The following is a 23,126-nucleotide window of genomic DNA, read 5'->3' as shown; positions in this document are numbered from 1 at the left end:
GCCCCTACCCGTCCCTCCCCCACTCCCGGCTTCGCTCGAGCGGGAGGTGCCCCCACCAAGGGGCTGCGCCCCTTCGACCCTCAGGCGTCCGTCCGGTGGGGGCTGGTCGCGCAGTTCCCCGCGCCCCTTGAGGGCCTACGGCCACTCAGGGGCGAAAAGCACGGGGCGCACCCCCTGCTTTTCAGGGGCGCGGGGAACTGCGCGAGAAGCCCCACTCAACCGCAGACGCCAACGCACCCTCTACGTCAGCAGGTCGTCCACCTGGGCCTCACCCTCCCGGTAGCGGCGGGCGATCTCCGCGCTGCAGTCGTCGGCCGTGCGCTGGAGGTGCTGGCGGCGGCCGGAGATCTGCTGCTCGTGGTGGACCAGGCGGGCGAGGCCCGCGGTGAGTTCGTCGTCGGTGCGGGCCTGGAGGTCGGAGAGTTCGACCTCGTCCAGCATCTCGGCGGCCAGCCGGCGGTACTCCTCTCCGTACGGCGTGCCCACCGTGACATGGCGGGCCGAGGAACGGTGCCGGGCCGGCGCGTCCGTCAGGATCGCCGAGAGCCGGTCGACGAGCGCCGAGGGCTCTGCCGAGCCCGGGGCCCCGGGGTCCTCCGCACTGCCCCTGCGGGCCAGTTCGGCGCGCAGGATGTCGATACGGCCCTGGAGCAGCCGCCGCAGATAGCTGAGGTCGGCCTCGTCCCGCTGGGCGTCCCGGCGCAGCGTGCGCAGTTCGGGCAGCCGCAGCCGGGAGAGTTCGTGCTCGGCCGGATCCGGCGGCGGCAGTGGTCCGCTGTCCGTACGCTGGACCGGTGGCCGACGGACGCCGGGGCCGGACCCCGGTGTCGTACGGGTAAACGTCGCAGTGCCCGGGGGCTGCCCGGTACTGGATGTGCTCATGCGCCTCAACCGTCCCCTCGACCGGTGTGTGTGAGCATCGTGCCACTCTCCGTCGCCGCTTTGTGACCGAGTCCCCGCGATCCACCCCAGATGGGCGGTAATGGATCAATGAGAAAGACCGGGCAAAGCGCTCTTGAAACGCCCGTGATCACGAACCCCCCGTAAGAGGGACCCCCTGGCGCACGGCTGATGGACGGCGGCGGCATCATGGTCGGCATGCGTGCGGTGGTGCAGAGGGTCGACGGCGCGAGCGTCGTCGTGGACGGTGAGACGGTCGGTGCGATCGAGGGCGAGGGGTTGTGCGTCCTCGTGGGGGTGACGCACGACGACACCAAGGAGAAGGCGGCGCAGCTGGCGCGCAAGCTGTGGTCCGTGCGGATGCTGCACGACGAGAAGTCGTGCAGCGACGTGGCCGCGCCGCTGCTGGTGATCAGCCAGTTCACGCTGTACGGGGACGCGCGCAAAGGCCGGCGCCCGACCTGGAACGCGGCGGCACCCGGTGACGTCGCCGAACCGCTGGTGGACGAGGTCGTCGCGCAGCTGCGGGCGCTGGGGGCGACGGTGGCCACCGGACGGTTCGGCGCGTCCATGCGGGTGTCCCTGACGAACGACGGCCCGTTCACGGTGCTGCTGGAGATGTAGGGCGGCCTGCGGAGCTCGCCGCGTCTACGGCTCGACCACGACCTCCTGCGCCGCCGCCGTGGTGTCGGCCACCAACCTCGCGTCGACCGGGATGTTGCGCTTGACCAGGGCCAGTGCGACCGGCCCCAGTTCGTGGTGGCGTGCGGACGTGGTGATGAAGCCGAGCTTGCGGCCCTCGGGTCCGTCGTCCGCCAGCCGGATCTCCGCGCCGCGCGGCGGGAGGTGGACCTCGCTGCCGTCCAGGTGGAGGAAGACGAGGCGGCGCGGGGGCTTGCCGAGGTTCTGCACCCGGGCGACGGTCTCCTGGCCCCGGTAGCAGCCCTTCTGCAGGTGCACGGCCGTGCCGATCCAGCCCAGCTCGTGCGGGATGGTGCGGTGGTCGGTCTCGAAGCCGAGGCGCGGCCGGTGGTGCTCGACCCGCAGCGCCTCGTACGCGAGCAGACCGGCGGCGGGGCCCGTCTTCTCCGCGTACGACTCCAGGTCCGCGCGCGGGAGGAACAGATCACGGCCGTACGGCGTCTCGCGGACGACCGTGCCCTCCGGGACCTCGGCGATCGAACCGGCCGGGAGGTGGACGACCGCGAAGTCGCCCGTACGGTCGGCCACTTCGACCCGGTAGAAGAACTTCATCGACTCCAGGTACGCGAGCAGCGCCTCCTGGGTGCCGGGCTCGATGTGCGCCCAGACGGTCGTGCCGTCGTCGACCAGGTACAGCGCGTGCTCGATGTGACCGTTGGCGGAGAGGATCAGCGCCTCGGTGGCCTCACCGGTGGGCAGCTCGCTGACGTGCTGGGTGAGCAGCAGGTGCAGCCAGCTGAGCCGGTCCTCCCCGGAGACGGCGATCACGCCCCGGTGGGAGAGGTCGACGAATCCGGTGCCGTCGGCGAGGGCGCGCTGTTCACGGAACAGGTCGCCGTAGTGGGCGGCGACGCCTTCGTCCACGCCCTCGGCGGGGACGGCGCCGGGCAGGGACAGCAGAGGGCTTTTCATATGCCTAAGCCTACGACTTGGTACTTGAAGCCTTGAGTGTGCAGTTCTCACACCGGCCGAAGATCGCGAAGTGCTTCATGTCGGTGTCGAACCCGAAGGTCTCGCGCAGCTTCGCCGTGAAGTCCTGCGCCACGGAGACATCGGCCTCGATGACGTTCTCGCAGTCCCGGCAGACCAGATGGATGTGGTGATGCCGGTCGGCCAGGTGGTACGTCGGTGCCCCGTGCCCCAGATGGGCATGGCTGACCAGCCCGAGCTCCTCCAGGAGCTCCAGGGTCCGGTAGACCGTGGAGATGTTGACCCCCGACGCCGTCCTGCGCACTTCCACGAGGATGTCGTCGGGAGTCGCGTGCTCCAGGGCGTCCACGGCTTCGAGCACGAGCTGCCGCTGCGGAGTCAGCCGGTAGCCACGCTGCCTGAGATCACTCTTCCAGTCGGTGCTCACCACACCACGAGTCTAGAACTACGTCAGCCACCCGGGACGCCGTCCCGGGTTTGCGCTCAGGTCATCGATGGCTTCGATGGGCCCGGCCGCGTCCAGCCCTCACGCGACGAGCGTGCGGGCAGGGGCCACTGACCTGACCCCGCAGACCCACATCCACCAGCCACGCGAGGCGATGTTGTGGGACGCGTTGAGATCCGCGTGCTCAACGAAGCCGCAGGATCTGCAGGCGAAGACGGCCTGTGACGGCCGGTTGCGCGTGTCGATGTAGTGGCACCGGGAGCATTCCCGGCTGGTACAGGCCGGATCCACGTACACCACCGGAACTCCGGCTCGCTTGGCCTTGTACGCGATGAACCTGCCGAGTTGGTGGAACGCCCATGTGTGCAACGCGACGCGTTGGGGCTTCTTGAGCCGTGCCCGCTCGCGGATGCCGCCAAGGTCTTCCAGGGCGATCCCGCGACCGGTGCGTTGAGCCTCCGCCACGATGCACTTACTGATCTTGTGATTGATGTCCCGGGCCCGACGCGCCTCCCGACCCGCGCGCTTCTTCGCCCGCCGCTTGGCGGATTTCGTGCCCTTCCGCTGCAGCTTGGCGCGCAGCTTCCGATCCTGTTCACGGCGGCGATTCAGGAATCGCCCGCTGTGTCGCTGCCCCGTGGACGTGGTGGCGATGTTCACGATCCCCAGGTCGACTCCGATGAACCCGTCTGGCCTGTTGTTCTGCTCGTCCTCGGGAATCTCGCAGGTCGCGATCAGATACCAGCGGCCGTTCCGACGGAGCAGATCCGACTCGCCACGTCGGTAGCGCGCCAGGAGTTCCAAATGCCCGGGATGCCCGGCAAAGGCGACGTTCCTCAATCGCCCACCGGTGGTCCAGATCGACACCGTGGTGGTGTCGAATCGCCAGGACAGGCAGCGATCATCAAACGGCTGAGCCGCCTCCGTACGAAACCTGATCGGATACGAGGTAGCTGTCGCGTACCGCTTCGAGCCCGGCTTGCCCAATCCCCCTGCCTTCGCCTGCGCCTTCAACGCGGCGTAGGCATCCGCCACCTTCCGCAGCACATGGAGTGCGGGCTGCGCAGACAGACCGCGAGCCCGCAGATCGGCGTAAGCGAGGGCCTGAAGCCCCGCGCGGGAGGTTACCTGCCGGGTGAACGCCTCGGCCGCGAGCCAGTTCGCCGCCTCGTTGCAGGAGCGCAGGGTCACCTCTAGTGCCTCCGCCTGCTGAGACGTCGGCAGAAGCTTGACCTGCACCACCAGTTTCACGATCACAAGCTTCGGACGGCGACTCGCGGCACGTCTCGAAAAGCCGCCCCGCTCACCCGAACAGGTGACCCACGACCGACATCCTGTCGCCCATTACTTGAAGAACGCGATGCCGTCGTCCGGCATGTCGTCGGGCAGGGCCTTGGCCCAGCGTTCGACGTCCTCGGGGGTGACGACCTTCTTCAGGTGCGCTGACATGTAGGGGCGCAGTTCGACGTCGGGGGTGGCCTTCTCGCCGACCCACATCAGGTCGCTGTGCACATAGCCGTACAGCCGCTTGCCACCGCTGTAGGGGCCGGAGGCCGCCGTGCGCGCGACCGCGTCCGTGACCAGGTCGATCTGCGGCTTCTGCTTGGCCAGCTCGCCGTACCAGACCTCGACGACCCCGTCGTCACGGGTCATGACGATCTCGACCTTGCGGTCGGCGTCCACCCGCCAGAACCCGGACTCGGTCTCCAGCGGACGGACCTTGTTGCCGTCGTTGTCCAGCACCCAGGTGTGGGAGCGGTACTCCAGGAAGTCCCGGCCGTCGTGGGTGAAGGTGACCTCCTGGCCGAAGTTGCACTTCTCCGAGCCGGGAAAGTCATGGACGCCCGCGCCGGCCCAGTCGCCGAGCAGGAAGGCGAGGGGGACGAGGTCCTTGTGGAGGTCGGACGGGATCTCGATCATGAGTGGCGGTTCCTGGGAGTCCTGGGCGTCGGTCGGACGCGGGTCAGCGCTGGCCCTGGTACAGCTTCTTCACGGCCAGGCCGGTGAAGGCGAGAACGCCGACGGCGACCAGGACCAGCAGGGTCTCGAAGAAGATGATCACGAGGTGCTCCTCGATTGAGCGGGAGACGTGCGGTACGCACACAGGGCCGGACCCCAGCTTACGCGGCTGGGGTCCGGGGTCCGGCGTGAGGTCGGTTCTTCCCGCCCGGGGGCCGTCAGCCGAGCAGCTGGCTCTGCAGGACCACGGTCTGCCAGAAGGGGACCGCCGGAGTCCCCGCCTCGCGGGACTGCAGGATCACCGCGTACACGTCCCCCGCCGAGACATAGGCCTGGCGGACCTGCTCGGCGCCGTACGGCTTCGCCTCGGCATAGGCGGTCCGGGCGGTCCCCGTCACGGCGGCCTCCTCCGGGAAGTCCTCGTCGTACTCGACCTCCCCCGCACCGCGTACCCGGTACGTCGGGCTGACGTGGGCCAGGGCGTGGGTCGCCAGCTCGGAGTCCACGACGTTCGTCGTGTTGAACCGGAGCAGGTAGACCCGTGTCCGGGTGCCGTCCGGAGTGGTCCAGCCCCGAGCGGCGATGTGCCGCAGGCCGGTGTCCACGAGTTTCTGGCCCAGTTCCCCGCGGTCCTCCGCCTCGAACTCCGCCAGGTACTCCTTCACCGGCAGCCAGCCGTCCGAGCCCCGCAGCGCCTTGTCCTCCGTGGCCCCCTCGGGGGCGGGCAGAACGAGGGCACGCAGATCGGCGTGATGGGCTCCGGCCGGGTTGTCCTCGGCGAACGGCTCCGGGCTGCCGGACGGCAGCGGTGGCCTGACGAGCCGGGGGAAGACCCAGCGCCCGTCCGACTCCGTGGCCAGACCGGGTACGTCCGTGCGCGGCGCCGCGGCGATCCCGTACGCCGTGGCCGTCCCCACCGAGGCGAAGACGACGACGGCGGCGGTCCACCGGAGCAGGGCACGCAGGACACGACGGTCCCGGCGGGGCCGGGTGGCAGAGGGCTGAGCCGGCCCGACGGCCGAGGGCTCCGTGGCCGGCGTCTCCATGGTGTCCGCCGCCGAAGCTGGGGCGTCGTACGTCTCCGGCGTCTCCGGCGTCTCCGGTGCCTCCGGTGCCTCCGGCGTCTCCCGCACGGCTTCCTCTGTGGTTCGTGCCTGCTCGCTCATACGGACACCCCCTGTTCGGCGACACGGTCGAGCTGGGTGCGCAGAAGTTCGGCCGCGCCCCGCTTGTCGAGGGGCTTCGCCGCGCTCGCGGTGAGGGTGACGAGGACGTCTCCCGCGTAGGCGGAGCAGAACATCCCGTCCAGGGTCTTGTCGGTGCCCTTCGGGGTGAGGAAGCACCTCGCGTTGTCGTGGCCCTTGATCCGCGGGCCGTCGCGGAAGACGTCCAGCGAGGCGAGGAACTCGTTCTGGAACGTCGAACTGTCGCGCAAGGCGCTCCTGTTCTCCATGCGGGCGAGGGTGATACTGATCGAGGAGATGCCCTCGTCGGTGCGGTAGCCGAACGAAGCCGCGCTGAAGTAGCTGCGCATCGCCATGCCCTTGATGCGCTGCCGGTCGATCTGCTTCTCCAGCCGCTTGCGCTGGGCCCGGGGCAGACCGCTCAGGGACTTCTTGCGCAGGGCGGCGGCCTGGGCGCCACTGAACTCCGCGTCGGAGCCGAACTCCGCGAGATCCGGTCCCTGGACCCAGGTGTCGGTGCCGTACGGCACGAGCAGTCCCGCGAGTCCCGGCTGTGCCGTCGCCTTCTTCGCCCGGGCCCGCGCCTCGCTCTCGCTCTCCCCCTTGTCGTCGGGGAACTTCCAGGTCGGGGCGCCCGCGTCGCGGTCCGCGCCCCGTACGGTCACTCCCGTGAACCCCACACCGGCGATCAGCGCCCCCACGAGCAGCGCGGCCCCGGCGACCACCGCGATTCGCCGACGCGGCGCGGGCCGTCCGGCACCTGGCGCGGCCGGCACGACGGCGGCAGTCTCCTGCCCCGCCGGCTCCTGCCCTGCCATCTCCGGTCCCGCCATCTCCGGTCCCGGCGTCTCCTGCTGGGGCGTCTCCTGCTGCGGCGCCCCTTGCCCCGGCGTCTCGTCCGCGCTCACAACCGCTCCATCTGCCGCTCGGCCAGATCCATGATCATCTTCTTGGGGACCTGCTTGCCGCCGTAGACCCAGATCTCCATCGCGACGTCCCCGCGCCAGGCGTGCGCCTCGGCCCTGTACATCGGCTCGTATCCGGGCTCGGTGTCCGGCCTGGTGTGGACGTACGCCATGCCGTCCCCCGTGCCCTTGATGGCCCAACTGTCGGCGTCCGGCTGTTCCTCCGCCCAGGTCTGGTGGTTGTTGCTGGAGTCGCCGGCGGCCATGCTGTTGTGCTGTCGGAACTGGACCAGCCGGATCTCCACGTTGTACGAGCTGCCGACCTCCCAGCCGACGACGGCGGCCCGGCGGAACTCGTCGTTGACGAGGGCGCCGAACTTGTCGTTCGGCTCGGTGAAGTCGCCGGAGTAGTCGGCCATGGTCATCCAGCCGTCGGCGCCCTCCAGCCACTCGGCCTTCTTGGCGCCCGCCGGCTTCTTCAGCAGCAGCCTGCGCAGATCGCCGTCCGTCCTCACCTTGCGGTCCTGGGCGGCGGAGAGCGGCTCGGGTCCCTCACCCTCGGCCCGGTCCATCACCGGCTGGGAGAGCGGGGGCAGTTCGGTGGGCTCGCGGTCGGCCTGGACGAGGTATCCGGCACAGGTTCCGGCGATCACCCCCAGCACCGCCGCCCCGGCGACGAACAGGACGCCGCGCCCCCGGCGCGGCGCGCGGGCGACGGGCTGCTCCGCGAGCTCCCCTTCGGCTCTTTCCGGTCTTTCCGGCACTTCCAAGGCACTCCCCCACAGAACGCGAAGCGCGGACTCCTTATCCGCGCACAGGAGACCCATGGACCCCTCACGGGGTTGCACCGAGGATGATCACGATTCGGACTAGCATGCGGACATGGCGAAGAAGCTCGTGATCAAGGTGACGGCGGGGGCCGAGGCCCCTGAGCGGTGCTCGCAGGCCTTCACGGTGGCGGCGGTGGCCGTCGCCAGCGGTGTCGAGGTGTCCCTGTGGCTGACCGGCGAGTCCGCGTGGTTCGCGCTCCCCGGCCGCGCCGCCGAGTTCGAGCTGCCGCACGCCGCCCCGCTGCCCGATCTGATCGACTCGCTGCTCGCGGGCGGCCGGATCACCCTGTGCACCCAGTGCGCCGCCCGCCGGGACATCACCGAGAAGGACGTCGTCGAGGGCGTACGGATCGCAGGCGCCCAGGTGTTCGTGCAGGAGGCCATGGCGGACGACACCCAGGCACTCGTGTACTGACCCCGCACAGGCGCTCGTGCTCGTGCTCGTGCACTTGATGCCGCCAGGCACTCCTGTTCCGGCGCCACGCGGGCGCTCGCGGGCGTCCTCCCGATCAGGGCCGGCGCTTCTTGCCGTCCAGCTCGTCCCACCACTCGTCGGACTTCGGGTCGCCGGAGGGGTCGTCCCACCAGCGGTCGTCGGGCCCACGCCGGTTGGCGACGACGGCGGCGAGCGGCGGGATGACCATGGCGACCACGCACATGCCGACCGCGACCGGGACCGACCAGAGGCGTACGACGCCCCAGGCCAGGACGAAGAGGGCCAGGCACGTGCCCATCATGGCGAAGTACAGGTGGCGCCTGCGGGCGTACATACCTCCAGCGTAGGTCCGCGCACGGCCGAGGGCCGCACTCCGGGGAGTGCGGCCCTCAGTTGTTCGACTGCTCGACTGCTCGACGAGACCGTCTCAGACGGCGATCGCGACCTCCGCCAGGCCGCCCTTCTCGGCGACGACGGTCCGGTCGGCGGTGCCGCCGGGGACGAGCGCGCGGACGGTCCAGGTGCCCTCGGCCGCGTAGAAGCGGAACTGGCCCGTCGCGGAGGTCGGGACCTCCGCCGTGAACTCGCCGGTCGAGTCCAGCAGACGGACGTAGCCCGTCACCGGCTCGCCGTCGCGGGTCACCTGACCCTGGATCGTGGTCTCACCGGGCTTGATCGTCGAGGCGTCCGGGCCGCCGGCCTTCGCTCCACACATGTCTTTCTCCATAAGGGGTCTGACCGGAAGGAAGGCCGGTCGGGACGAACGGGGGTGTGCGGGTACCGCGGGTGGTGCTTACTCGTCTTACTTGTTGGCGCCGAGCTCGATCGGGACGCCGACGAGGCTGCCGTACTCGGTCCAGGAGCCGTCGTAGTTCTTGACGTTCTCGACACCGAGCAGCTCGTGCAGGACGAACCAGGTCAGCGCGGAGCGCTCACCGATGCGGCAGTAGGCGATGGTGTCCTTCGCCAGGTCCACCTGCTCCTCGGCGTAGAGCTCCTTGAGCTCGTCGTCCGACTTGAAGGTGCCGTCGTCGTTGGCGTTCTTCGACCACGGGATGTTGCGGGCCGACGGGACGTGGCCCGGACGCTGCGACTGCTCCTGCGGCAGGTGGGCCGGGGCGAGCAGCTTGCCGGAGAACTCGTCGGGCGAGCGCACGTCGACCAGGTTCTGCGAGCCGATCGCGGCGACGACGTCGTCACGGAAGGCGCGGATCGCGGTGTTCTGCGGCTTGGCCTTGTACTCGGTCGCGGAGCGCACCGGCACCTCGTCGGTCAGCTCGCGGGCGTCCAGCTCCCACTTCTTGCGGCCACCGTCGAGCAGCTTGACGTTCTCGTGACCGTACAGCTTGAAGTACCAGTAGGCGTAGGACGCGAACCAGTTGTTGTTACCGCCGTAGAGGACGACGAGGGTGTCGTTGCCGATGCCCTTGGCCGACAGGAGCTTCTCGAAGCCCTCCTGGTCGACGAAGTCACGGCGGACCGGGTCCTGGAGGTCCTTCGTCCAGTCGATCCGGATCGCGTTCTTGATGTGGTTCTTCTCGTACGCGGTGGTGTCCTCGTCGACCTCGACGATGGCGATGTTCGGGTCGTCGAGGTTGGCCTCGACCCAGTCGGCGTCGACCAGGACGTCGCTGCGGCTCATGCTCTTTCTCCTCCGGGGCAGTTGCGGCGGTGTGCGGGTGCCTCCGGCGGTTCGGCCGGGGGCGCGCAGGGGTGGGCCCTGGCTGGAACAGGGCGGGCATCGGGGAACGCGGCGGCAGATTCCGTCGCTCAGAAGGTGCGACAGAGCATGGCGGCGACGCGGCACAGGTCTACTGCCCGCCGCTTCGTGAGATCCGCCTGTCGCTTCATGAGTGTCGATCGTAGGGACGGACAGGCGGGCGTGTCACCGGCATGTCGTATTCTGAGACGCGATCGTCCGGAATATGGGATGGAGTGGCTGCCGAGGCTGCGGTGACGGGGCGGACGGCCCCCTGTAGCCGTCGTCACATCTACGCTTCGGACGACGTCGTCTCGCCTTTCGGACATCGGCGAGGGTGCGTCCGCGGGGAGGGGCAGCCGTGAGCGCGGGTACGGCCGTGCGTGCGGGTACGGCCGTGAGCGGAGCCGACCGTCGTCCTACCCCGCCAGCCTGACGTTCGAACCCTTGACCGTGATGTCCACGCCGTCCGGCGCCGCCTCGACCTTGTCGAGCTTGATGCCGCCGGGGAGGCCGTCGATGGCCTGCTGGAAGTCGGTGATCGAGCGGACGGCGTTCTCGGCGAGGTCGAAGCCGCCGGTGGAGGGCAGGGAGTCCGCCTGCACCTCGACCTTGTCGCCCTTGACGCTGACGGTGCTGAGGACGGAGACGGTCTGGGGGTCGAGGGCCGGCGGGTCGATCTCGACGTTGACCTTGATCTTGCCCTTGCCGCCGTCGGAGAGGCCGACGACGCGGGCGGTGAAGCCGAGACCCACGTCGGTGGGCTCCAGCTTGGCGGCCTTGAGGAGTTCCTCGTACGAGATGGTGGCGGTGCCGGTGGCGCTGGTGGCCGTGGCGGAGCTGTAGTCGCTGGAGAAGGCGACGCCGCGCATGTTCGCCTTCAGGTCGGCGATGCGGATGCTCTCGTCGGGCTTGCCGGTGCTCGCCTCGAAGTTCTCGATGCCGATCTCGACGTCGTCCAGTTCGCCGCCCGCGACCTGGGTGAGGAACGGGAAGCCCTTGATGGACACGTCCGGGGTGCTCGTCAGGCCTTCGCTCGTCTTCAGCTGCTGAGCCGCCTCGTCCTCGGCGAAGCCGACGGCCACGCGGTCGGCGACCACGAAGAGGCCGCCCAGGATCACGGCGACGATGACCAGTATTCGCAGTGCGCGCATCTCTCGGTGTTCCCCACGTAGTCCACTCGGCGGCCGAACGGTGTCTACGCGAGGGTAATCGGGCGGGCGTGGGGCCGGGGAGGGGCGGCCCGCGTTGTTGATCAGCTGTGACAGGGGTTCGCTGTCGGGTACGGCTCCGGTGGGGCTTCTCGCACCCGAAAACGCCCCGCCGTCAGACCAACGCGCGGCCCAGCAGATACACCGCCGGGGCCGCCGCCGTCAGCGGCAGCGCCACCCCCGCGGTGAAGTGGACGAAGCGGGAGGGATAGTCGTAGCTGGCGACGCGGTGGCCGATGAGGGCGCAGAGACCCACGCCGGCCCCGAGCAGGGCACCCGCACCGGACGTACCCAACTCGGTCGCCCCGCCGGCGGCGATCCCCGCGCCGGTGGCCGCCAGCAGCGAGACGACCACCGAGGCCGGAGTGGGCAGTGGCAGCGCGCGGGCCAGGACGGCCACCGCGACCGCGACCCCGCCGACCGTCACCGCGTCCGCCGCGGCCGCCAGATAGCCGGTCGCGATGATCGCCAGCGCCGACGAGGCCACCGCCGCCATCAGGCCGTACATCCGCTCGTCCGGATCCGCGTGACTCCGCAGCCCCAGCACGATGCCGAGCAGCACCCACACGCCGAGCGTCCCGAGGATCGCGGCGGGCGCGTGCTCCCGGCCGGCCACGAAGAGAGCCGCGTCCGCCGCGAGGGCGCCCGCGAAGGCCAGCACGATGCCCTGCCGGGCAGGCCACATGCCGTTCAGCCGGAACCAGCCCGCCGCCGTCACTGCCTGGAGGACGACGAGGGGGACGGCGAGGGCGTACTCCCCGACCGCGGCGGCCCCGGCCAGCAGCAGGCCCAGGACGGCCGTGATCAGTGCCGGCTGCATCCCCGGCTCGATGATCGGCGACCGGCCCTCGGCCCGCGCCCGCTGGGCGTCGGTGACCCGGCTGTTGCCGGTGAGCGTGGGCGGACCGTAGCCGGGCGCGGAACCGGCGGCGGCAGCGTCCGGAGCGGCCGGGGGCAGCCCCTGGGCCGGGGGCTGAGCTTGCGGCTGCGCCTGGAACTGGTGCTGCGCCTGCGGGGGGTGCGCATGCTGGGGCTGATGCGGCTGGTGCGGATGCTGCGGCTGGTGCTGGGCCTGAGGGGCGTACTGGCCGGCGTCCGTCTGCTGGGGCAGGTACGCCGTCTCCGTCAGGTTGGCGGCGGGCGAGGTCCGGGGCTGGAGCTGGGTCTCCCAGGTCTGGCCCTCCCACTGCTGGGTGTACTGCTGGGCGTGGGCGGCCTGGCTGTCGTCGTAGCCCTGCCAGTGCGGCTGCGGCTGCGGCTGCGCGTGGGGCTGCGGCTGCTGGTACGCGTCGTAGCCCTGGTTGCCGGGGTGGCCCTGCTGTCCCTGGTGTCCCTGCTGGTGGCCCTGCTGCCCTTGGTGGCCCTCGTACCCGTACGGCTGGTTGCTCATGATCTGGGGGTCACCCTCCTGCGAACGGCGGGAGCACCTCGACCGTGCCGCCCTCGGCCAGACGTACCGTCTCATGCGCACGGGTACCCACGGGGTTTCCGTCGACGAGGAACGAGCAGCGCCGCAGGACGCGGACGAGTTCGCCGGGGTGTCGGTCGCGGGCCGCGTTCAGGGCGTCCGCGAGGGTCGCCGCGTCGTAGGGCTCCTCGGCGACGCCTGCTGCGGACTTGGCTGCGGCCCAGTAGCGGACGGTGCCCTTTGGCATCTGCGTTCCTCTTGTATGAGTCGTGACGGGGTCAGGCTACGCCCCTGACCGCGACCCCTTTCACCACCCAGTCCCCGATCCTCCCCAGCAATTCCGCACTCGCCGCGTTCTCCGCGTGGCCCATGCCCCGCTCCACCCACAGTTCCCCGTCGTCGCCCGCCGCCGCTGCCAGCATCTCCGGGTGGTCGAGGGGGAAATAGCCGTCCCGGTCGCCGTGGACTATCAGCAGGGGGGTCGGGGAGATGAGGGGAACGGATTCCACCGGGGAGAGGGGAACGGGGTTCCAGTCGCGGTGGTGGATACGGGTGCGGAAGCCGTAGCGGCCGACGAGGCGGCCCTCGGGGCGGGTGATGAGCCAGTGGACCCGGCGCATGGGGGCCGTACCCCGGTAGTACCAGCGGGCGGGGGCGCTGACCGAGACGACGGCGTCGGTCCCCGCCTCCGGCTGTGCCGCGTGGCGCAGGACGACCGAGCCGCCCATGGAGAAGCCCACGGTGGCGACGCGCGTGTGGCCGAGTTCACGGGCCCAGCGGACCGCCGCCGCGAGGTCGAGCACCTCACGGTCGCCGACCGTGGAGCGGCCGCCGGATCGTCCGTGGCCCCGGAAGGAGAACGTGACGACGGACCCGTACCGGGCGAATGCCTCGGCCACCCTTCGAACGTACGGGCGATCGACGTCGCCCGTGAAGCCGTGCGCGACGACAACGGCCAGGTGGCCGGAAGGTGGAGTTCCGGTGCCCTGGGAGCCGTTGTATACAACGGCTTTCGGATCGTATACGGCCTCGATATTCACCCCGTCGTCAGTCCGCAGAAACCTGCGCAAAGGGGTTCGCGGAGGCTCCGAAAGGGTTCGATCGGCCGTCTCAGAGTTCGGGATGCCGAAAGATCGCGTCACATCACCTGCCGGACCAGCACTCATGTGGGCTATTCTGCTGGACAGAGGACTCGGGCAATGTCGCCCCCGGGTCCTTTCGTGCTTTAGGCAAGCTTGTATACGAGCGGAAAAACGCCAGGTGACCGCGACTGTACGAGCCGCCGCCACACGCGTCCTCGCAGGGACCGAGGAGGAACCAGACGCATGAGTTCTCTGCTGCTCCTGACCAACGCCCTCCAGCCGTCGACCGAGGTGCTTCCGGCCCTCGGCCTGCTGCTGCACAACGTGCGCGTGGCGCCGGCGGAAGGCCCGGCTCTCGTCGACACCCCCGGCGCGGACGTCATCCTCATCGACGGGCGCCGTGACCTCCCGCAGGTCCGCAGCCTGTGCCAGCTGCTGCGCTCCACCGGGCCCGGCTGCCCCCTCATCCTCGTCGTGACGGAGGGCGGTCTCGCCGCCGTCACGGCCGACTGGGGCATCGACGACGTCCTCCTCGACACGGCCGGCCCCGCCGAGGTCGAGGCGCGCCTGCGGCTCGCCATGGGCAGGCAGCAGATCGTCAACGACGACTCCCCGATGGAGATCCGCAACGGCGACCTCTCAGTGGACGAGGCGACCTACAGCGCCAAGCTCAAGGGGCGCGTCCTCGACCTCACCTTCAAGGAGTTCGAGCTCCTCAAGTACCTCGCCCAGCACCCGGGCCGCGTCTTCACCCGCGCCCAGCTGCTCCAGGAGGTCTGGGGCTACGACTACTTCGGCGGTACGCGGACGGTCGACGTGCACGTACGGCGGCTGCGCGCCAAGCTCGGCCCCGAGCACGAGTCGCTGATCGGGACCGTCCGGAACGTCGGTTATCGATTCGTTACGCCCGAGAAGGCGGAGCGCGCCGGTGACGAGGCGAAGAGCAAGGCCGCCCCCTCAAAGGCGGCGGATGCGGACGAGACGGCGCCCCTGGAGGCCGTGGAGATCGCGGCCGAGGCGTAGTGACGGACACCCCGGGCGGCGTACGCACTGGTAACTCCCAGGTGCGCCGTCGTACGCCCTGCCCAGGGCCGGTCCATCCGCGTAGACTCCGCGCGTGGCCAAGGTGACTCGGGATGACGTGGCAAGACTGGCGGGAACATCGACCGCCGTCGTCAGCTACGTCATCAACAACGGACCCCGGCCGGTCGCACCGGCCACGCGCGAGCGTGTCCTCGCCGCGATCAAGGAACTGTCGTACCGGCCCGACCGCGTCGCCCAGGCGATGGCATCCCGGCGCACGGACCTCATAGGCATGATCGTGCCGGACGCGCGCCAGCCCTTCTTCGGCGAGATGACCCACGCCGTGGAGCAGGCCGCCGCCGAGCGCGGAAAGATGGTGCTCGTCGGCAACACCGACTACGTCGCCGAGCGCGAGGTCCACTACCTGCGGGCGTTCCTCGGGATGCGGGTCTCCGGGCTGATCCTCGTCAGCCACGCCCTCAACGACAACGCCGCCGCCGAGATAGAGGCGTGGGACGCGCGGGTCGTGCTGCTGCACGAACGGCCCGAGGCGATCGACGACGTGGCCGTGGTGACCGACGACATCGGCGGCGCGAAGCTCGCCGTCGACCATCTGCTCTCCCACGGCTACGCGTACGTCGCCTGTATGGGCGGCGTCGCCGAGACCCCGCTCATCGGCGACCCCGTCTCCGACCACGTCGAGGGCTGGCGGCGGGCGATGGACGAGGCCGGGATCTCCACGGAGGGGCGGCTGTTCCAGGCGCCCTACAACCGCTACGACGCGTACCAGGTGGCGCTGGAGCTGCTCTCGGGGCCGACCCGGCCGCCGGCGATCTTCTGCTCCACCGACGACCAGGCGATCGGGGTGCTGCGGGCGGCGCGCGAGCTGCGCATCGAGGTGCCGAGCGAGCTGGCCGTGGCCGGCTTCGACGACGTCAAGGAGGCGGCCCTCACGGACCCACCCCTGACGACGATCGCGACGGACCGCACGGGGATGGCCCGGGCGGCGGTGGACCTGGTCCTCGACGACGGCATCCGGGTCGCCGGCTCCCGCCGCGAACGCGTGAAGCTGTTCCCGTCGACGCTGGTGGCCCGACGGTCGTGCGGCTGCGAGTAACGCCGCTTCGCGGGTGGCACCGTAGGACTTGAGGCCGGTGTCGGCCTTGCGGGTTCGTAGCGGCTGATCGCCCAGGCCCCGGGATGGACGGGACACGGGGCCTGGGCTTGACAAGTGCCGATGCGCCTCAGACGGTGTCGATCTGCCAGGCGATCATTCCGGTCGATCCTTTGCCACCGTCGACGTCGATGCGGAGCGGCTCGCTCACGGTCAGACGTTGCTGGGCGACCGCCCCGTCGCAGGGCACCGTGGCCTTCTGTCCAGCACTCGCAGGCCTGAACACCACCTGCACGCTGCCGCTACCAACGCACACCAGCCGGAAACGGTAGGCCTTGTCGGCGTCCAGGAGAGGTTCAGCGTGGACACCTTCGGCCACGCGTTCCGCCCCAGCCTCGACCATGGTCCCGCTGTGAACAGCGGCAAGCGCGGCCTGGGCCTGTTCCGTGAGCTGGTCGTCCGACGGGCCATCAGGAGTGGCTGCCGCCGACGGCTTTGACTGTTTCGATGATTTCGACGGCGAAGGTTCATCGCCTCCGGAACTGTCGGTCGACGTGCAGGAGGTGAGCAAGGCAGCCGACGCGACTGCGGCGCACACAGTGAGCCATCCCCTGGCCCATGATGAGATCATGAGGAAGTTTCCCAGTACTTCCATCCGGTCTCCTTGGTCGGCAGGGTCGCCGTGCCACTGCCGATCTGGGTGGCACCGCAGCCATTGCCCTTGGCACGGTACTGCTTCCACTTCACCTTGTAGCCCCATGAGCCGTACCGCATGTGCCCGTACTTCTTGTTGCTGCTGATCGTGCGGCTGTAGGTGTGCCCGGTGGTGATCGTCGCACTACCGGAGATCTTGTAGCTGATGCTGGACTTCGCCGATGCGACGACCATGCTCGCCTCGACTTCGGCCGTGGTCGACACTTCGGCGGTGATGGTGCCACTCTTGGTGACGCTGACAGTCATCGTGCCGCCGGGGCCGTCCTTGTAGCTGGTGCCGTTCCACCAGGACGGGATGTGGTAAGCCTGCTTTGAGGTGATCTTGATCCACGTACCGGACAGCTCGCAGCGCTGCGGCTCCCTGTCAAGAACCGGCTGCTCGGTCTCGTCCTCCCAGCCCTGCCTGTCATTGATCTCCGTCGTGTCGTCCTCCGACACGACGACGGGCCCTCCCACAGGAGCATCGGCGGCCGTCGCCGTACCGGCGGTCGTGAAGCAGAGAAGCAGCACAGCGGCAGCGCTGGTCGAGGCGCTGCGAGTGCGGATATGCATCTAGGGCCTTCATCGGGCCGCCCCCGTGGCGGTCACTGGTTGAACGCTATGAGCAGGTCATGCACATAACAAGATCTTGCCGTGTTATCTGAGGAGAACCTGAGGAAGGCACGCGTCTTTATATGGGGCAAACGAGGTTCTGGTGGGGTTCTCAGGGAGCACTCAGGAAGGTCTCATGGTCGGGCGGCAGGCTCTGAGTCATGACCGAGAGCTTCCGCCGCAGCGGCGAGTACGAGAACCCCTACCAGGGGCAGCAGCAGCACTCCGGGTACGCCGAGGGCGAGACCCAGCAGCAGCCCGCGTACCTCCAGCAGCAGGCCTCCACTCCGGTGAACCCGGAGTGGCCGCCCCCGCCGGCCTACGACCCGGCGACGGCGGCCTCGGCGCAGGCCGCTCCCACCGCGCTCCTCACCGAGCCGGGTTCCTCCGCCGGCACCCCGGAGGCCGGGGCGGCGCCCGCTCCGAGAAGGCGTACCCGGGGGCCGATCGCGCTGCTCGCGGCCGTGGCGTTCGTCGCGGCGGCGATCGGTGGCGGTACGGCGTACGGCATCCAGGAGCTGACCGGCTCGGGCACCGTGGCCTCCAGTTCCACCAGCACCAGCGTGGTGCCGACCAGCCAGAAGGGCACGGTCTCCGGGGTCGCCACGGCGGTCAGCCCGAGCATTGTGGAGATCAATGCCACCTCGAACGCGGGCGAGTCCACTGGTTCCGGCGTGATCATCACCAGCACCGGTGAGATCATCACCAACAATCACGTGATCTCCGGCGCCTCCCAGATCAAAGCGACGACCAGCAACGGAAAGACCTACACGGCCGAGGTCGTCGGCACCGACAGCAAGAAGGACCTCGCCCTCATCAAGCTCCGGGACGCCTCCGGGCTGAAGGCCGCCACGCTCGGCGACTCGGCCGGCGTCAAGGTCGGCGACCAGGTCGTGGCGATCGGCTCCCCCGAGGGGCTGACGGGCACCGTGACCAGCGGCATCGTCTCCGCGCTCGACCGTGACGTCACGGTCTCGACGGACGAGAGCCAGGGCCAGCAGCAGGGCGGTGGCGGCGGGCAGTGGCCGTTCGAGTTCGGCGGCCGGCAGTTCAACGGCGACACGGGTTCGTCGACGACGACGTACAAGGCGCTCCAGACCGACGCCTCCCTCAACCCCGGCAACTCCGGCGGCGCCCTCATCGACATGAACGGCAACATCATCGGCATCAACTCCGCGATGTACTCCGCCGCGGACGCCACCTCCTCCAGCGCCGGCAGCGTCGGCCTCGGCTTCGCCATCCCGATCAACACGGTCAAGGCCGACCTGAGCACGCTGCGGGCGGGCGGGTCGGACTGAGGTCCGACGCTCCGACCAGGTCTTTTCCCCTCCGTCCCGTCAGTCCCGCTGAGTCCAAGGAGTTCGACATGATCACACAGGTCTCCCACACCGACGCCACCGCCGTCGACCCGGCCGGGCTGGGCCTCGCCCTCGCGGTGGCGGCCGAACTTCACCCGGCGGTGACTCGGGCCCCCGAGGTGGCGGCCACCCATGCCCCGGCCCGTCGCAACACGGCCGCGCGCCCGCGCCGACGTACGGTTCGAGGCTGATCCGGTACGGCCTACTGCGCGGCCAGGGGACGTGCAAGGCTAGGGCGAAACCGCGCGCGCCCCATCAGGGGCGCGGGGAACTGCGCGAGAAGCCCCACCGGACCCGCACCAGGCAACGCACGAGAACCCCCACGGCGCCCCGGCCCCTGCACTCCACCGCTTCCGAGGAACGAAGACCACATGAGCTCCGCCGAAGGCGCCCGCGCCCCCGAACCCCAGCGCATCCTCATCGTCGACGACGAGCCGGCGGTGCGCGACGCCCTCAAGCGCAGTCTCGCCTTCGAGGGCTACGACACCGAGGTCGCCGTGGACGGTGCCGACGCGCTGGAGAAGGCGACCGCGTACCGGCCGGACCTGGTCATCCTCGACGTGCAGATGCCGCGCATGGACGGGCTGACCGCCGCCCGCCGGATCCGTGGGGCGGGCGACACCACGCCGATCCTGATGCTCACCGCCCGCGACACCGTCGGCGACCGCGTCACGGGCCTCGACGCCGGCGCGGACGACTACCTGGTGAAGCCGTTCGAGCTGGACGAGCTCTTCGCCCGGGTCCGCGCGCTGATGCGCCGCAGCTCGTACGCGGCGGCGGTCGCCGCGACCGCCGAGGTGGACGAGGCGCTCACCTTCGCGGACCTGCGGATGAACCTCGCGACGCGGGAGGTCACACGGGGCGGGCGCCCGGTGGAGCTGACGCGCACGGAGTTCACGCTCCTGGAGATGTTCATGGCGCACCCGCGCCAGGTCCTCACGCGCGAGCAGATCCTGAAGGCCGTCTGGGGCTTCGACTTCGAGCCGTCCTCCAACTCCCTGGACGTGTACGTCATGTACCTGCGCCGCAAGACCGAGGCGGGCGGCGAGCCGCGGCTCGTGCACACCGTGCGGGGCGTCGGGTACGTCCTGCGACAGGGCGGCGCGGAGTGAAGAGGCTCCTGAGCCGCTACCGGTCCCTGCCGATCAGGGCCCGCCTGTCGATGCTGGTCGCGGCGGCGGTGGCGTTCGCGGTGGCGGCGGTGTCGGTGACGTGCTGGTTCATCGTGCAGGGGAAGCTGTACGAGGAGGTCAACAACGACCTGAAGGCCATGGCCAGCCGAGCGCTGCCCGAGCAGATGGTGGAGGACGCCGTCCTCACCGCCTGCCCCCAGGCACCGTCGCAGTCGTTCTGGGGACCGAAGAACAAGGGCTACTCCCAGGTGGTGACCACGGACGGCACGAGGTGCGTCCTCCCCAACTCCACGGGCGTGGTGAACGTCGCCGAGAGCGACAAGAGAGAAGCCGCGAACCCCAAGATCAAGTCCGGCACCATCCGCAACGGCACCGACAGCGAGGGCAACTCGGTGCGCGTACTGGCCACGGCACTCGTCATCGACAACGGCGACGGCCAGTACGTGATGCCGGGCACCGCCTACGTCGTGGCCCTCCCCCTCAAGGGCACCCAGTCCACGCTCAACGAGTTGGCGCTGCTGCTCCTCGTCGTCTCCGGCATCGGGGTCGTCGGCGCCGGAGCGGCCGGACTCGCCGTGGCCCGTGCGGGCCTGCGTCCCGTCGACAAGCTCACCGAGGCGGTCGAGCACGTGGCGCGCACCGAGGACCTCAGCATCCGCATCCCCGTGGAGGAGGAGAGCGAGGACGAGGTCGCCCGTCTCTCCCGTTCCTTCAACTCGATGACGAGCGCGTTGGCGAGCTCCCGCGAACTGCAGCAACAGCTGATCGCGGACGCGGGCCACGAGCTCCGTACGCCCCTGACCTCCCTCCGCACCAACATCGAACTCCTCACCCGCAGCGAGGAGACGGGCCGCCCGATCCCGGCGGAGGACCGCAAGGCCCTGCTCGCCTCAGTGAAGGCCCAGATGACCGAACTGGCCTCACTGATAGGCGACTTGCAGGAGCTGTCGCGTTCGGACGCGGGCCACCAGGGCGGCCGGCACCTCCAGGTCGTCGACTTCCAGGAGACCGTGGAGGCGGCCCTGCGCCGGGCCCGCCTGCGCGGCCCGGAGCTGACGATCACGGCGGACCTGAACCCCTGGTACGTCCGCTCCGAACCGTCCGCGCTGGAGCGCGCCATCGTCAACATCCTCGACAACGCGGTGAAGTTCAGCCCCGAGGGCGGCACGATCGAGGTCTCCCTCGACGCGGGTGTCCTCACGGTCCGCGACCACGGCCCCGGTATCCCGGCCGACGAACTCCCCCACGTCTTCGACCGCTTCTGGCGCTCCCCGTCGGCCCGCTCACTCCCGGGCTCGGGCCTGGGCCTGTCAATCGTGGCCCGCACGGTGCAGCAGGCGGGCGGCGAGGTCACCCTGTCCCGAGCGGACGGCGGCGGCACCCTGGCGACGGTGCGGTTGCCGGGGGCGGCGGTTCCGCCCCCGGAGAGCGCGTGAGCGGGGGCCGGGGCGCTCGGGGTCAGTGGAAGCCGAGCATGCCGGGGGAGTCGATGTCGATGGCGAGGACGCCCGGCGGGTAGTCGTCCTCGCGCCCCGTCAGGATGATGGACATGCCACCCGTCTCCAGGTGCGGCGTGGCGACGTAGAGGGCGTGGCAGGTGTCCGCTCCGCCCCAGCCATCACGCACCATGCCGCCCACCGTGACGGCGGCTGCCTGGCCCAGCGGGTCCACCTGGATGCCCGGCAGCGCGAGCAGTACCCGCCCGACTCCCTCGTCCTTCTCCTCCGCCCGCATGAGGCACAGGGAAGGGATGTGCAACCAGTCACCGGAGGTGTGCGCGACGTTGTCCGCGAGGTGGTGCAGGGCCTTGTGGCCGCGAGCGAGCGCGAGCGCCGCGTCGGTGTCGAGGACGATCACGCGGCGTGCCCCTGGCCGGAGCGCGTCGCCCCACGGCCGGAGAGCATCTTCTCCGCGGCCATCGCGTAGATGTTGGCCAGCACGTCCGGGCCGTTGTCGAACTCCTCGTCCGTGAGCGTGCATCCCATACGCTCACGCAGCACCTGGCGCGTGGCCGCGACCCGCTCCGCGATCTGCTCCGCCGTCGGCTGTTCCGAGGCCAGCTGCTCGATCAGCTGGCCCAAGGTCATGCCGCGTTCCTTGGCGACCTGGGCGAGATGGTCGCGGGCCTGCTTGGACACCTGGATGGTGGTGGTCTCAGCCATGGCTTCACCATAGCCGCGCCACGGCGCGGGTGGCCCGATAGCGAGCCACCCGAAGGTGCTCAGCCGACCGCAACGCCCTTGACGAACACGGACCACGCCCCGGCGGAGAACAGGAGCGGGCGGCTGTCCGGAACCTTGCTGTCCCGGACGGGGACTATGCCGGGGAGGTCGTCGGCGACTTCGAGGCAGTTCGAGTCTCCTCCGTCGCTGTACGACGACTTGCGCCATACGACGGCGGTGAGATCAAGAGTCCGGTTCATGGTGTGCACTCCTCCAGAAGGCGCTTGATGAACGCCGATGACTGTTCCGGAGTCAGCGCCACGTCCCGGACGAGATCGTAGGACAAACGGAACGACAGAACCTTGTCCGGATCGTCGATCAGCTCCCCGAAGCGGTTGCCTTCCACGTAGGCAACCGGGTCGCCCACTCGCTGCCACAACAACGTGAGGTCGCTCCTCATGAGGTCGTGCACACCCGCCGTGTAGGGCAGCACCTGAAGGGCCACAGTTGGCAGTTCGGCTGCCTCCAGCAGACGCGAAAGCTGCTCCGCCCACACCTTCGCGTTGCGGACAGGCCGCCGTACCGCTCCCTCGTCCAGGATCACGCGGATGCTGGGCGCCGGTTCGCGACTCAACAGCTCCTGTCGGCTCATTCTCAAGGCCACCTGCTCCTCGATCTCTTCGCCGTTGCCTGGCGTTGTCTGGGCGCCAGACAACCCTGACAACACCGTGCGGGCATAGTCCTCGGTCTGCAACAACCCGGGCACCCCGAGCTGAAACTTCCACATGACCCGAGCCGTCGCCTCCAGCTCCATGAACGCCTTGTACTTGTCCTTGATGACCTCCTTGCGAGCCTCCCTCCACAGCCGAACCAGCAGGTCACCGGAGCCGTAGTAGGTGTCCAGGTCCTCCATGACCGCCCGCTTGGAGAGCCGCTCCCCCTTTTCCAGGCGGTAGAGATAGCTCTTGTCGTACGACGTCTCCGCCGCCAACTGCGTCAGCGTCTTGCCCGTCTTCTCGCGCAGGAGCAACAGGGTTTGCCCCAACGCGGCCCGCCCCGATTCCCGCTTCCCGTCAACGACTTCGCCCATGTCACCCCTCGCCGTTGTCTGGCGCTCCAGGCAACGCCAGGCATCTTCCCCAACGTACGACGCGTCCGTGACGATCAGGACACGAACGGTAATCACCGCTCGTCAGGGCGACCCTGAAAAAACCCTGAGACGGAAGTAGGGACACCGGTATGCGCTCGCTCGTCGTACGGCTCTGTGAGGCACTGCTCCGTTGGGCCGCGCCCGGCCCAACGGAGAAGGGCCTCACAGAGCCGAACGAAGAGCGCTGGCC

At 69.7% G+C, this 23,126-nt stretch carries 29 protein-coding genes; 8 read left to right on the top strand and 21 right to left on the bottom strand.

Going from position 1 to position 23,126, the window contains the following annotated elements:
• Nucleotides 1-240 precede the first annotated feature (240 nt).
• Nucleotides 241-882, bottom strand: coding sequence for an AmfC protein (locus P1P70_RS17770; RefSeq protein ID WP_319238485.1), 642 nt, complete (start codon nucleotides 880-882; stop codon nucleotides 241-243).
• A 216-nt stretch (nucleotides 883-1,098) separates the two neighbouring features.
• On the opposite strand from P1P70_RS17770, the gene dtd reads away from it, so the two are divergent.
• Nucleotides 1,099-1,524: a D-aminoacyl-tRNA deacylase gene (gene dtd, locus P1P70_RS17765; protein WP_319238483.1), complete on the top strand. Its 426-nt coding sequence runs from the start codon at nucleotides 1,099-1,101 to the stop codon at nucleotides 1,522-1,524.
• A gap of 24 nt (nucleotides 1,525-1,548) precedes the next feature.
• Here the strand turns inward: dtd and P1P70_RS17760 are convergent, their stop codons facing one another.
• The 7 genes from P1P70_RS17760 to P1P70_RS17730 all read right to left on the bottom strand — a co-directional run bounded on the left by P1P70_RS17760 (nucleotide 1,549) and on the right by P1P70_RS17730 (nucleotide 7,789).
• A complete protein-coding gene (locus tag P1P70_RS17760; protein ID WP_319238480.1) occupies nucleotides 1,549-2,514 on the bottom strand; it encodes a folate-binding protein in 966 nt (321 codons plus the stop codon).
• Between the two features lie 10 nt (nucleotides 2,515-2,524).
• Nucleotides 2,525-2,962: a Fur family transcriptional regulator gene (locus tag P1P70_RS17755; protein WP_319238478.1), complete on the bottom strand. Its 438-nt coding sequence runs from the start codon at nucleotides 2,960-2,962 to the stop codon at nucleotides 2,525-2,527.
• Nucleotides 2,963-3,058: 96 nt separating this feature from the next.
• Nucleotides 3,059-4,228, bottom strand: coding sequence for a transposase (locus P1P70_RS17750; RefSeq protein WP_319238475.1), 1,170 nt, complete (start codon nucleotides 4,226-4,228; stop codon nucleotides 3,059-3,061).
• A 93-nt stretch (nucleotides 4,229-4,321) separates the two neighbouring features.
• Nucleotides 4,322-4,897, bottom strand: a complete 576-nt coding sequence (locus P1P70_RS17745; RefSeq protein WP_319238472.1) for an FABP family protein — start codon at nucleotides 4,895-4,897, stop codon at nucleotides 4,322-4,324.
• 257 nt (nucleotides 4,898-5,154) lie between these two features.
• A complete protein-coding gene (locus P1P70_RS17740) occupies nucleotides 5,155-6,102 on the bottom strand; it encodes a hypothetical protein (protein WP_319238469.1) in 948 nt (315 codons plus the stop codon).
• Nucleotides 6,099-7,028, bottom strand: a complete 930-nt coding sequence (locus P1P70_RS17735) for a hypothetical protein (protein WP_319238466.1) — start codon at nucleotides 7,026-7,028, stop codon at nucleotides 6,099-6,101. Before P1P70_RS17735 ends, P1P70_RS17740 begins: the two co-directional genes overlap by 4 nt.
• Nucleotides 7,025-7,789, bottom strand: a complete 765-nt coding sequence (locus tag P1P70_RS17730) for a hypothetical protein (RefSeq protein ID WP_319238464.1) — start codon at nucleotides 7,787-7,789, stop codon at nucleotides 7,025-7,027. Before P1P70_RS17730 ends, P1P70_RS17735 begins: the two co-directional genes overlap by 4 nt.
• Nucleotides 7,790-7,907: 118 nt before the next feature.
• On the opposite strand from P1P70_RS17730, the gene P1P70_RS17725 reads away from it, so the two are divergent.
• Nucleotides 7,908-8,270: a DsrE family protein gene (locus tag P1P70_RS17725; protein ID WP_319238461.1), complete on the top strand. Its 363-nt coding sequence runs from the start codon at nucleotides 7,908-7,910 to the stop codon at nucleotides 8,268-8,270.
• 94 nt (nucleotides 8,271-8,364) lie between these two features.
• Here the strand turns inward: P1P70_RS17725 and P1P70_RS17720 are convergent, their stop codons facing one another.
• The 7 genes from P1P70_RS17720 to P1P70_RS17690 all read right to left on the bottom strand — a co-directional run bounded on the left by P1P70_RS17720 (nucleotide 8,365) and on the right by P1P70_RS17690 (nucleotide 13,775).
• Nucleotides 8,365-8,625 carry a DUF3099 domain-containing protein gene (locus P1P70_RS17720; protein WP_319238458.1) on the bottom strand — a complete coding sequence of 87 codons (261 nt, stop codon included), beginning with the start codon at nucleotides 8,623-8,625 and terminating at the stop codon, nucleotides 8,365-8,367.
• Between the two features lie 93 nt (nucleotides 8,626-8,718).
• A complete protein-coding gene (locus P1P70_RS17715; RefSeq protein ID WP_019755963.1) occupies nucleotides 8,719-9,006 on the bottom strand; it encodes a DUF1416 domain-containing protein in 288 nt (95 codons plus the stop codon).
• An 87-nt stretch (nucleotides 9,007-9,093) separates the two neighbouring features.
• A complete protein-coding gene (locus P1P70_RS17710) occupies nucleotides 9,094-9,933 on the bottom strand; it encodes a sulfurtransferase (RefSeq protein WP_319238455.1) in 840 nt (279 codons plus the stop codon).
• A gap of 476 nt (nucleotides 9,934-10,409) precedes the next feature.
• Complete coding sequence (locus P1P70_RS17705; RefSeq protein WP_319238452.1) at nucleotides 10,410-11,144, bottom strand: DUF2993 domain-containing protein; 735 nt, start codon at nucleotides 11,142-11,144, stop codon at nucleotides 10,410-10,412.
• A gap of 172 nt (nucleotides 11,145-11,316) precedes the next feature.
• A complete protein-coding gene (locus P1P70_RS17700; RefSeq protein WP_319238450.1) occupies nucleotides 11,317-12,591 on the bottom strand; it encodes a hypothetical protein in 1,275 nt (424 codons plus the stop codon).
• Nucleotides 12,592-12,601: 10 nt separating this feature from the next.
• Nucleotides 12,602-12,856 (bottom strand): MoaD/ThiS family protein, encoded by a 255-nt coding sequence (locus tag P1P70_RS17695; protein ID WP_319238447.1) that lies wholly within the window; start codon nucleotides 12,854-12,856, stop codon nucleotides 12,602-12,604.
• A 31-nt stretch (nucleotides 12,857-12,887) separates the two neighbouring features.
• A complete protein-coding gene (locus P1P70_RS17690) occupies nucleotides 12,888-13,775 on the bottom strand; it encodes an alpha/beta hydrolase (protein ID WP_319238444.1) in 888 nt (295 codons plus the stop codon).
• Nucleotides 13,776-13,934: 159 nt separating this feature from the next.
• Here P1P70_RS17690 and P1P70_RS17685 point away from each other — a divergent pair, with 159 nt between their 5' ends.
• On the top strand, nucleotides 13,935-14,714 hold the full coding sequence (locus P1P70_RS17685) for a response regulator transcription factor (protein ID WP_319238441.1): 780 nt from the start codon (nucleotides 13,935-13,937) through the stop codon (nucleotides 14,712-14,714).
• A 94-nt stretch (nucleotides 14,715-14,808) separates the two neighbouring features.
• Nucleotides 14,809-15,831: a LacI family DNA-binding transcriptional regulator gene (locus P1P70_RS17680; RefSeq protein WP_319238438.1), complete on the top strand. Its 1,023-nt coding sequence runs from the start codon at nucleotides 14,809-14,811 to the stop codon at nucleotides 15,829-15,831.
• A 127-nt stretch (nucleotides 15,832-15,958) separates the two neighbouring features.
• Here the strand turns inward: P1P70_RS17680 and P1P70_RS17675 are convergent, their stop codons facing one another.
• Nucleotides 15,959-16,483, bottom strand: a complete 525-nt coding sequence (locus tag P1P70_RS17675; RefSeq protein WP_319238435.1) for a hypothetical protein — start codon at nucleotides 16,481-16,483, stop codon at nucleotides 15,959-15,961.
• Entirely contained in the window at nucleotides 16,456-17,094 is a 639-nt protein-coding gene (locus P1P70_RS17670; protein WP_319238432.1) for a hypothetical protein, read from the bottom strand. The genes P1P70_RS17675 and P1P70_RS17670 overlap by 28 nt, the downstream gene beginning before the upstream one ends.
• A gap of 200 nt (nucleotides 17,095-17,294) precedes the next feature.
• Between P1P70_RS17670 and P1P70_RS17665 the strand changes: the two genes are divergently transcribed.
• From P1P70_RS17665 to P1P70_RS17650, 4 genes are all read left to right on the top strand, one after another.
• A complete protein-coding gene (locus P1P70_RS17665; RefSeq protein WP_319238430.1) occupies nucleotides 17,295-18,431 on the top strand; it encodes a S1C family serine protease in 1,137 nt (378 codons plus the stop codon).
• Between the two features lie 68 nt (nucleotides 18,432-18,499).
• A complete protein-coding gene (locus P1P70_RS17660) occupies nucleotides 18,500-18,682 on the top strand; it encodes a hypothetical protein (RefSeq protein WP_319238427.1) in 183 nt (60 codons plus the stop codon).
• Between the two features lie 180 nt (nucleotides 18,683-18,862).
• Nucleotides 18,863-19,603 carry a response regulator transcription factor gene (locus P1P70_RS17655; RefSeq protein ID WP_319238424.1) on the top strand — a complete coding sequence of 247 codons (741 nt, stop codon included), beginning with the start codon at nucleotides 18,863-18,865 and terminating at the stop codon, nucleotides 19,601-19,603.
• A complete protein-coding gene (locus P1P70_RS17650) occupies nucleotides 19,600-21,060 on the top strand; it encodes a HAMP domain-containing sensor histidine kinase (protein ID WP_319238421.1) in 1,461 nt (486 codons plus the stop codon). The genes P1P70_RS17655 and P1P70_RS17650 overlap by 4 nt, the downstream gene beginning before the upstream one ends.
• A gap of 22 nt (nucleotides 21,061-21,082) precedes the next feature.
• On the opposite strand, the gene P1P70_RS17645 is transcribed toward P1P70_RS17650, so the two are convergent.
• The 4 genes from P1P70_RS17645 to P1P70_RS17630 are packed head-to-tail and all read right to left on the bottom strand — an operon-like array spanning nucleotide 21,083 to nucleotide 22,876.
• Nucleotides 21,083-21,481: a hypothetical protein gene (locus P1P70_RS17645; RefSeq protein WP_319238418.1), complete on the bottom strand. Its 399-nt coding sequence runs from the start codon at nucleotides 21,479-21,481 to the stop codon at nucleotides 21,083-21,085.
• Nucleotides 21,478-21,786 (bottom strand): hypothetical protein, encoded by a 309-nt coding sequence (locus P1P70_RS17640; protein ID WP_319238415.1) that lies wholly within the window; start codon nucleotides 21,784-21,786, stop codon nucleotides 21,478-21,480. The genes P1P70_RS17645 and P1P70_RS17640 overlap by 4 nt, the downstream gene beginning before the upstream one ends.
• Nucleotides 21,787-21,845: 59 nt before the next feature.
• Nucleotides 21,846-22,046, bottom strand: coding sequence for a DUF397 domain-containing protein (locus P1P70_RS17635; RefSeq protein WP_319238412.1), 201 nt, complete (start codon nucleotides 22,044-22,046; stop codon nucleotides 21,846-21,848).
• The gene (locus P1P70_RS17630) at nucleotides 22,043-22,876 is read right to left on the bottom strand and encodes a helix-turn-helix transcriptional regulator (RefSeq protein ID WP_319238409.1); all 834 of its coding nucleotides are present in this window, start codon (nucleotides 22,874-22,876) and stop codon (nucleotides 22,043-22,045) included. The genes P1P70_RS17635 and P1P70_RS17630 overlap by 4 nt, the downstream gene beginning before the upstream one ends.
• Between the last annotated feature and the right edge of the window lie 250 nt (nucleotides 22,877-23,126).

It is taken from the genome of Streptomyces sp. MB09-02B, from assembly GCF_033794485.1.
Classification (GTDB): Bacteria; Actinomycetota; Actinomycetes; order Streptomycetales; family Streptomycetaceae; genus Streptomyces.
This window is presented reverse-complemented; position numbering and strand designations above follow the sequence as displayed.

Coding starts and splice junctions, on each gene's coding strand:
- P1P70_RS17770 (WP_319238485.1), bottom strand. CDS start 882: ATGAGCACATCCAGTACCGGGCAGCCCCCGGGCACTGCGACGTTTACC.
- dtd (WP_319238483.1), top strand. CDS start 1,099: ATGCGTGCGGTGGTGCAGAGGGTCGACGGCGCGAGCGTCGTCGTGGAC.
- P1P70_RS17760 (WP_319238480.1), bottom strand. CDS start 2,514: ATGAAAAGCCCTCTGCTGTCCCTGCCCGGCGCCGTCCCCGCCGAGGGC.
- P1P70_RS17745 (WP_319238472.1), bottom strand. CDS start 4,897: ATGATCGAGATCCCGTCCGACCTCCACAAGGACCTCGTCCCCCTCGCC.
- P1P70_RS17740 (WP_319238469.1), bottom strand. CDS start 6,102: ATGAGCGAGCAGGCACGAACCACAGAGGAAGCCGTGCGGGAGACGCCG.
- P1P70_RS17725 (WP_319238461.1), top strand. CDS start 7,908: ATGGCGAAGAAGCTCGTGATCAAGGTGACGGCGGGGGCCGAGGCCCCT.
- P1P70_RS17720 (WP_319238458.1), bottom strand. CDS start 8,625: ATGTACGCCCGCAGGCGCCACCTGTACTTCGCCATGATGGGCACGTGC.
- P1P70_RS17715 (WP_019755963.1), bottom strand. CDS start 9,006: ATGTGTGGAGCGAAGGCCGGCGGCCCGGACGCCTCGACGATCAAGCCC.
- P1P70_RS17710 (WP_319238455.1), bottom strand. CDS start 9,933: ATGAGCCGCAGCGACGTCCTGGTCGACGCCGACTGGGTCGAGGCCAAC.
- P1P70_RS17705 (WP_319238452.1), bottom strand. CDS start 11,144: ATGCGCGCACTGCGAATACTGGTCATCGTCGCCGTGATCCTGGGCGGC.
- P1P70_RS17700 (WP_319238450.1), bottom strand. CDS start 12,591: ATGAGCAACCAGCCGTACGGGTACGAGGGCCACCAAGGGCAGCAGGGC.
- P1P70_RS17695 (WP_319238447.1), bottom strand. CDS start 12,856: ATGCCAAAGGGCACCGTCCGCTACTGGGCCGCAGCCAAGTCCGCAGCA.
- P1P70_RS17690 (WP_319238444.1), bottom strand. CDS start 13,775: ATGAGTGCTGGTCCGGCAGGTGATGTGACGCGATCTTTCGGCATCCCG.
- P1P70_RS17685 (WP_319238441.1), top strand. CDS start 13,935: ATGAGTTCTCTGCTGCTCCTGACCAACGCCCTCCAGCCGTCGACCGAG.
- P1P70_RS17675 (WP_319238435.1), bottom strand. CDS start 16,483: ATGGAAGTACTGGGAAACTTCCTCATGATCTCATCATGGGCCAGGGGA.
- P1P70_RS17670 (WP_319238432.1), bottom strand. CDS start 17,094: ATGCATATCCGCACTCGCAGCGCCTCGACCAGCGCTGCCGCTGTGCTG.
- P1P70_RS17665 (WP_319238430.1), top strand. CDS start 17,295: ATGACCGAGAGCTTCCGCCGCAGCGGCGAGTACGAGAACCCCTACCAG.
- P1P70_RS17660 (WP_319238427.1), top strand. CDS start 18,500: ATGATCACACAGGTCTCCCACACCGACGCCACCGCCGTCGACCCGGCC.
- P1P70_RS17655 (WP_319238424.1), top strand. CDS start 18,863: ATGAGCTCCGCCGAAGGCGCCCGCGCCCCCGAACCCCAGCGCATCCTC.
- P1P70_RS17640 (WP_319238415.1), bottom strand. CDS start 21,786: ATGGCTGAGACCACCACCATCCAGGTGTCCAAGCAGGCCCGCGACCAT.
- P1P70_RS17635 (WP_319238412.1), bottom strand. CDS start 22,046: ATGAACCGGACTCTTGATCTCACCGCCGTCGTATGGCGCAAGTCGTCG.
- P1P70_RS17630 (WP_319238409.1), bottom strand. CDS start 22,876: ATGGGCGAAGTCGTTGACGGGAAGCGGGAATCGGGGCGGGCCGCGTTG.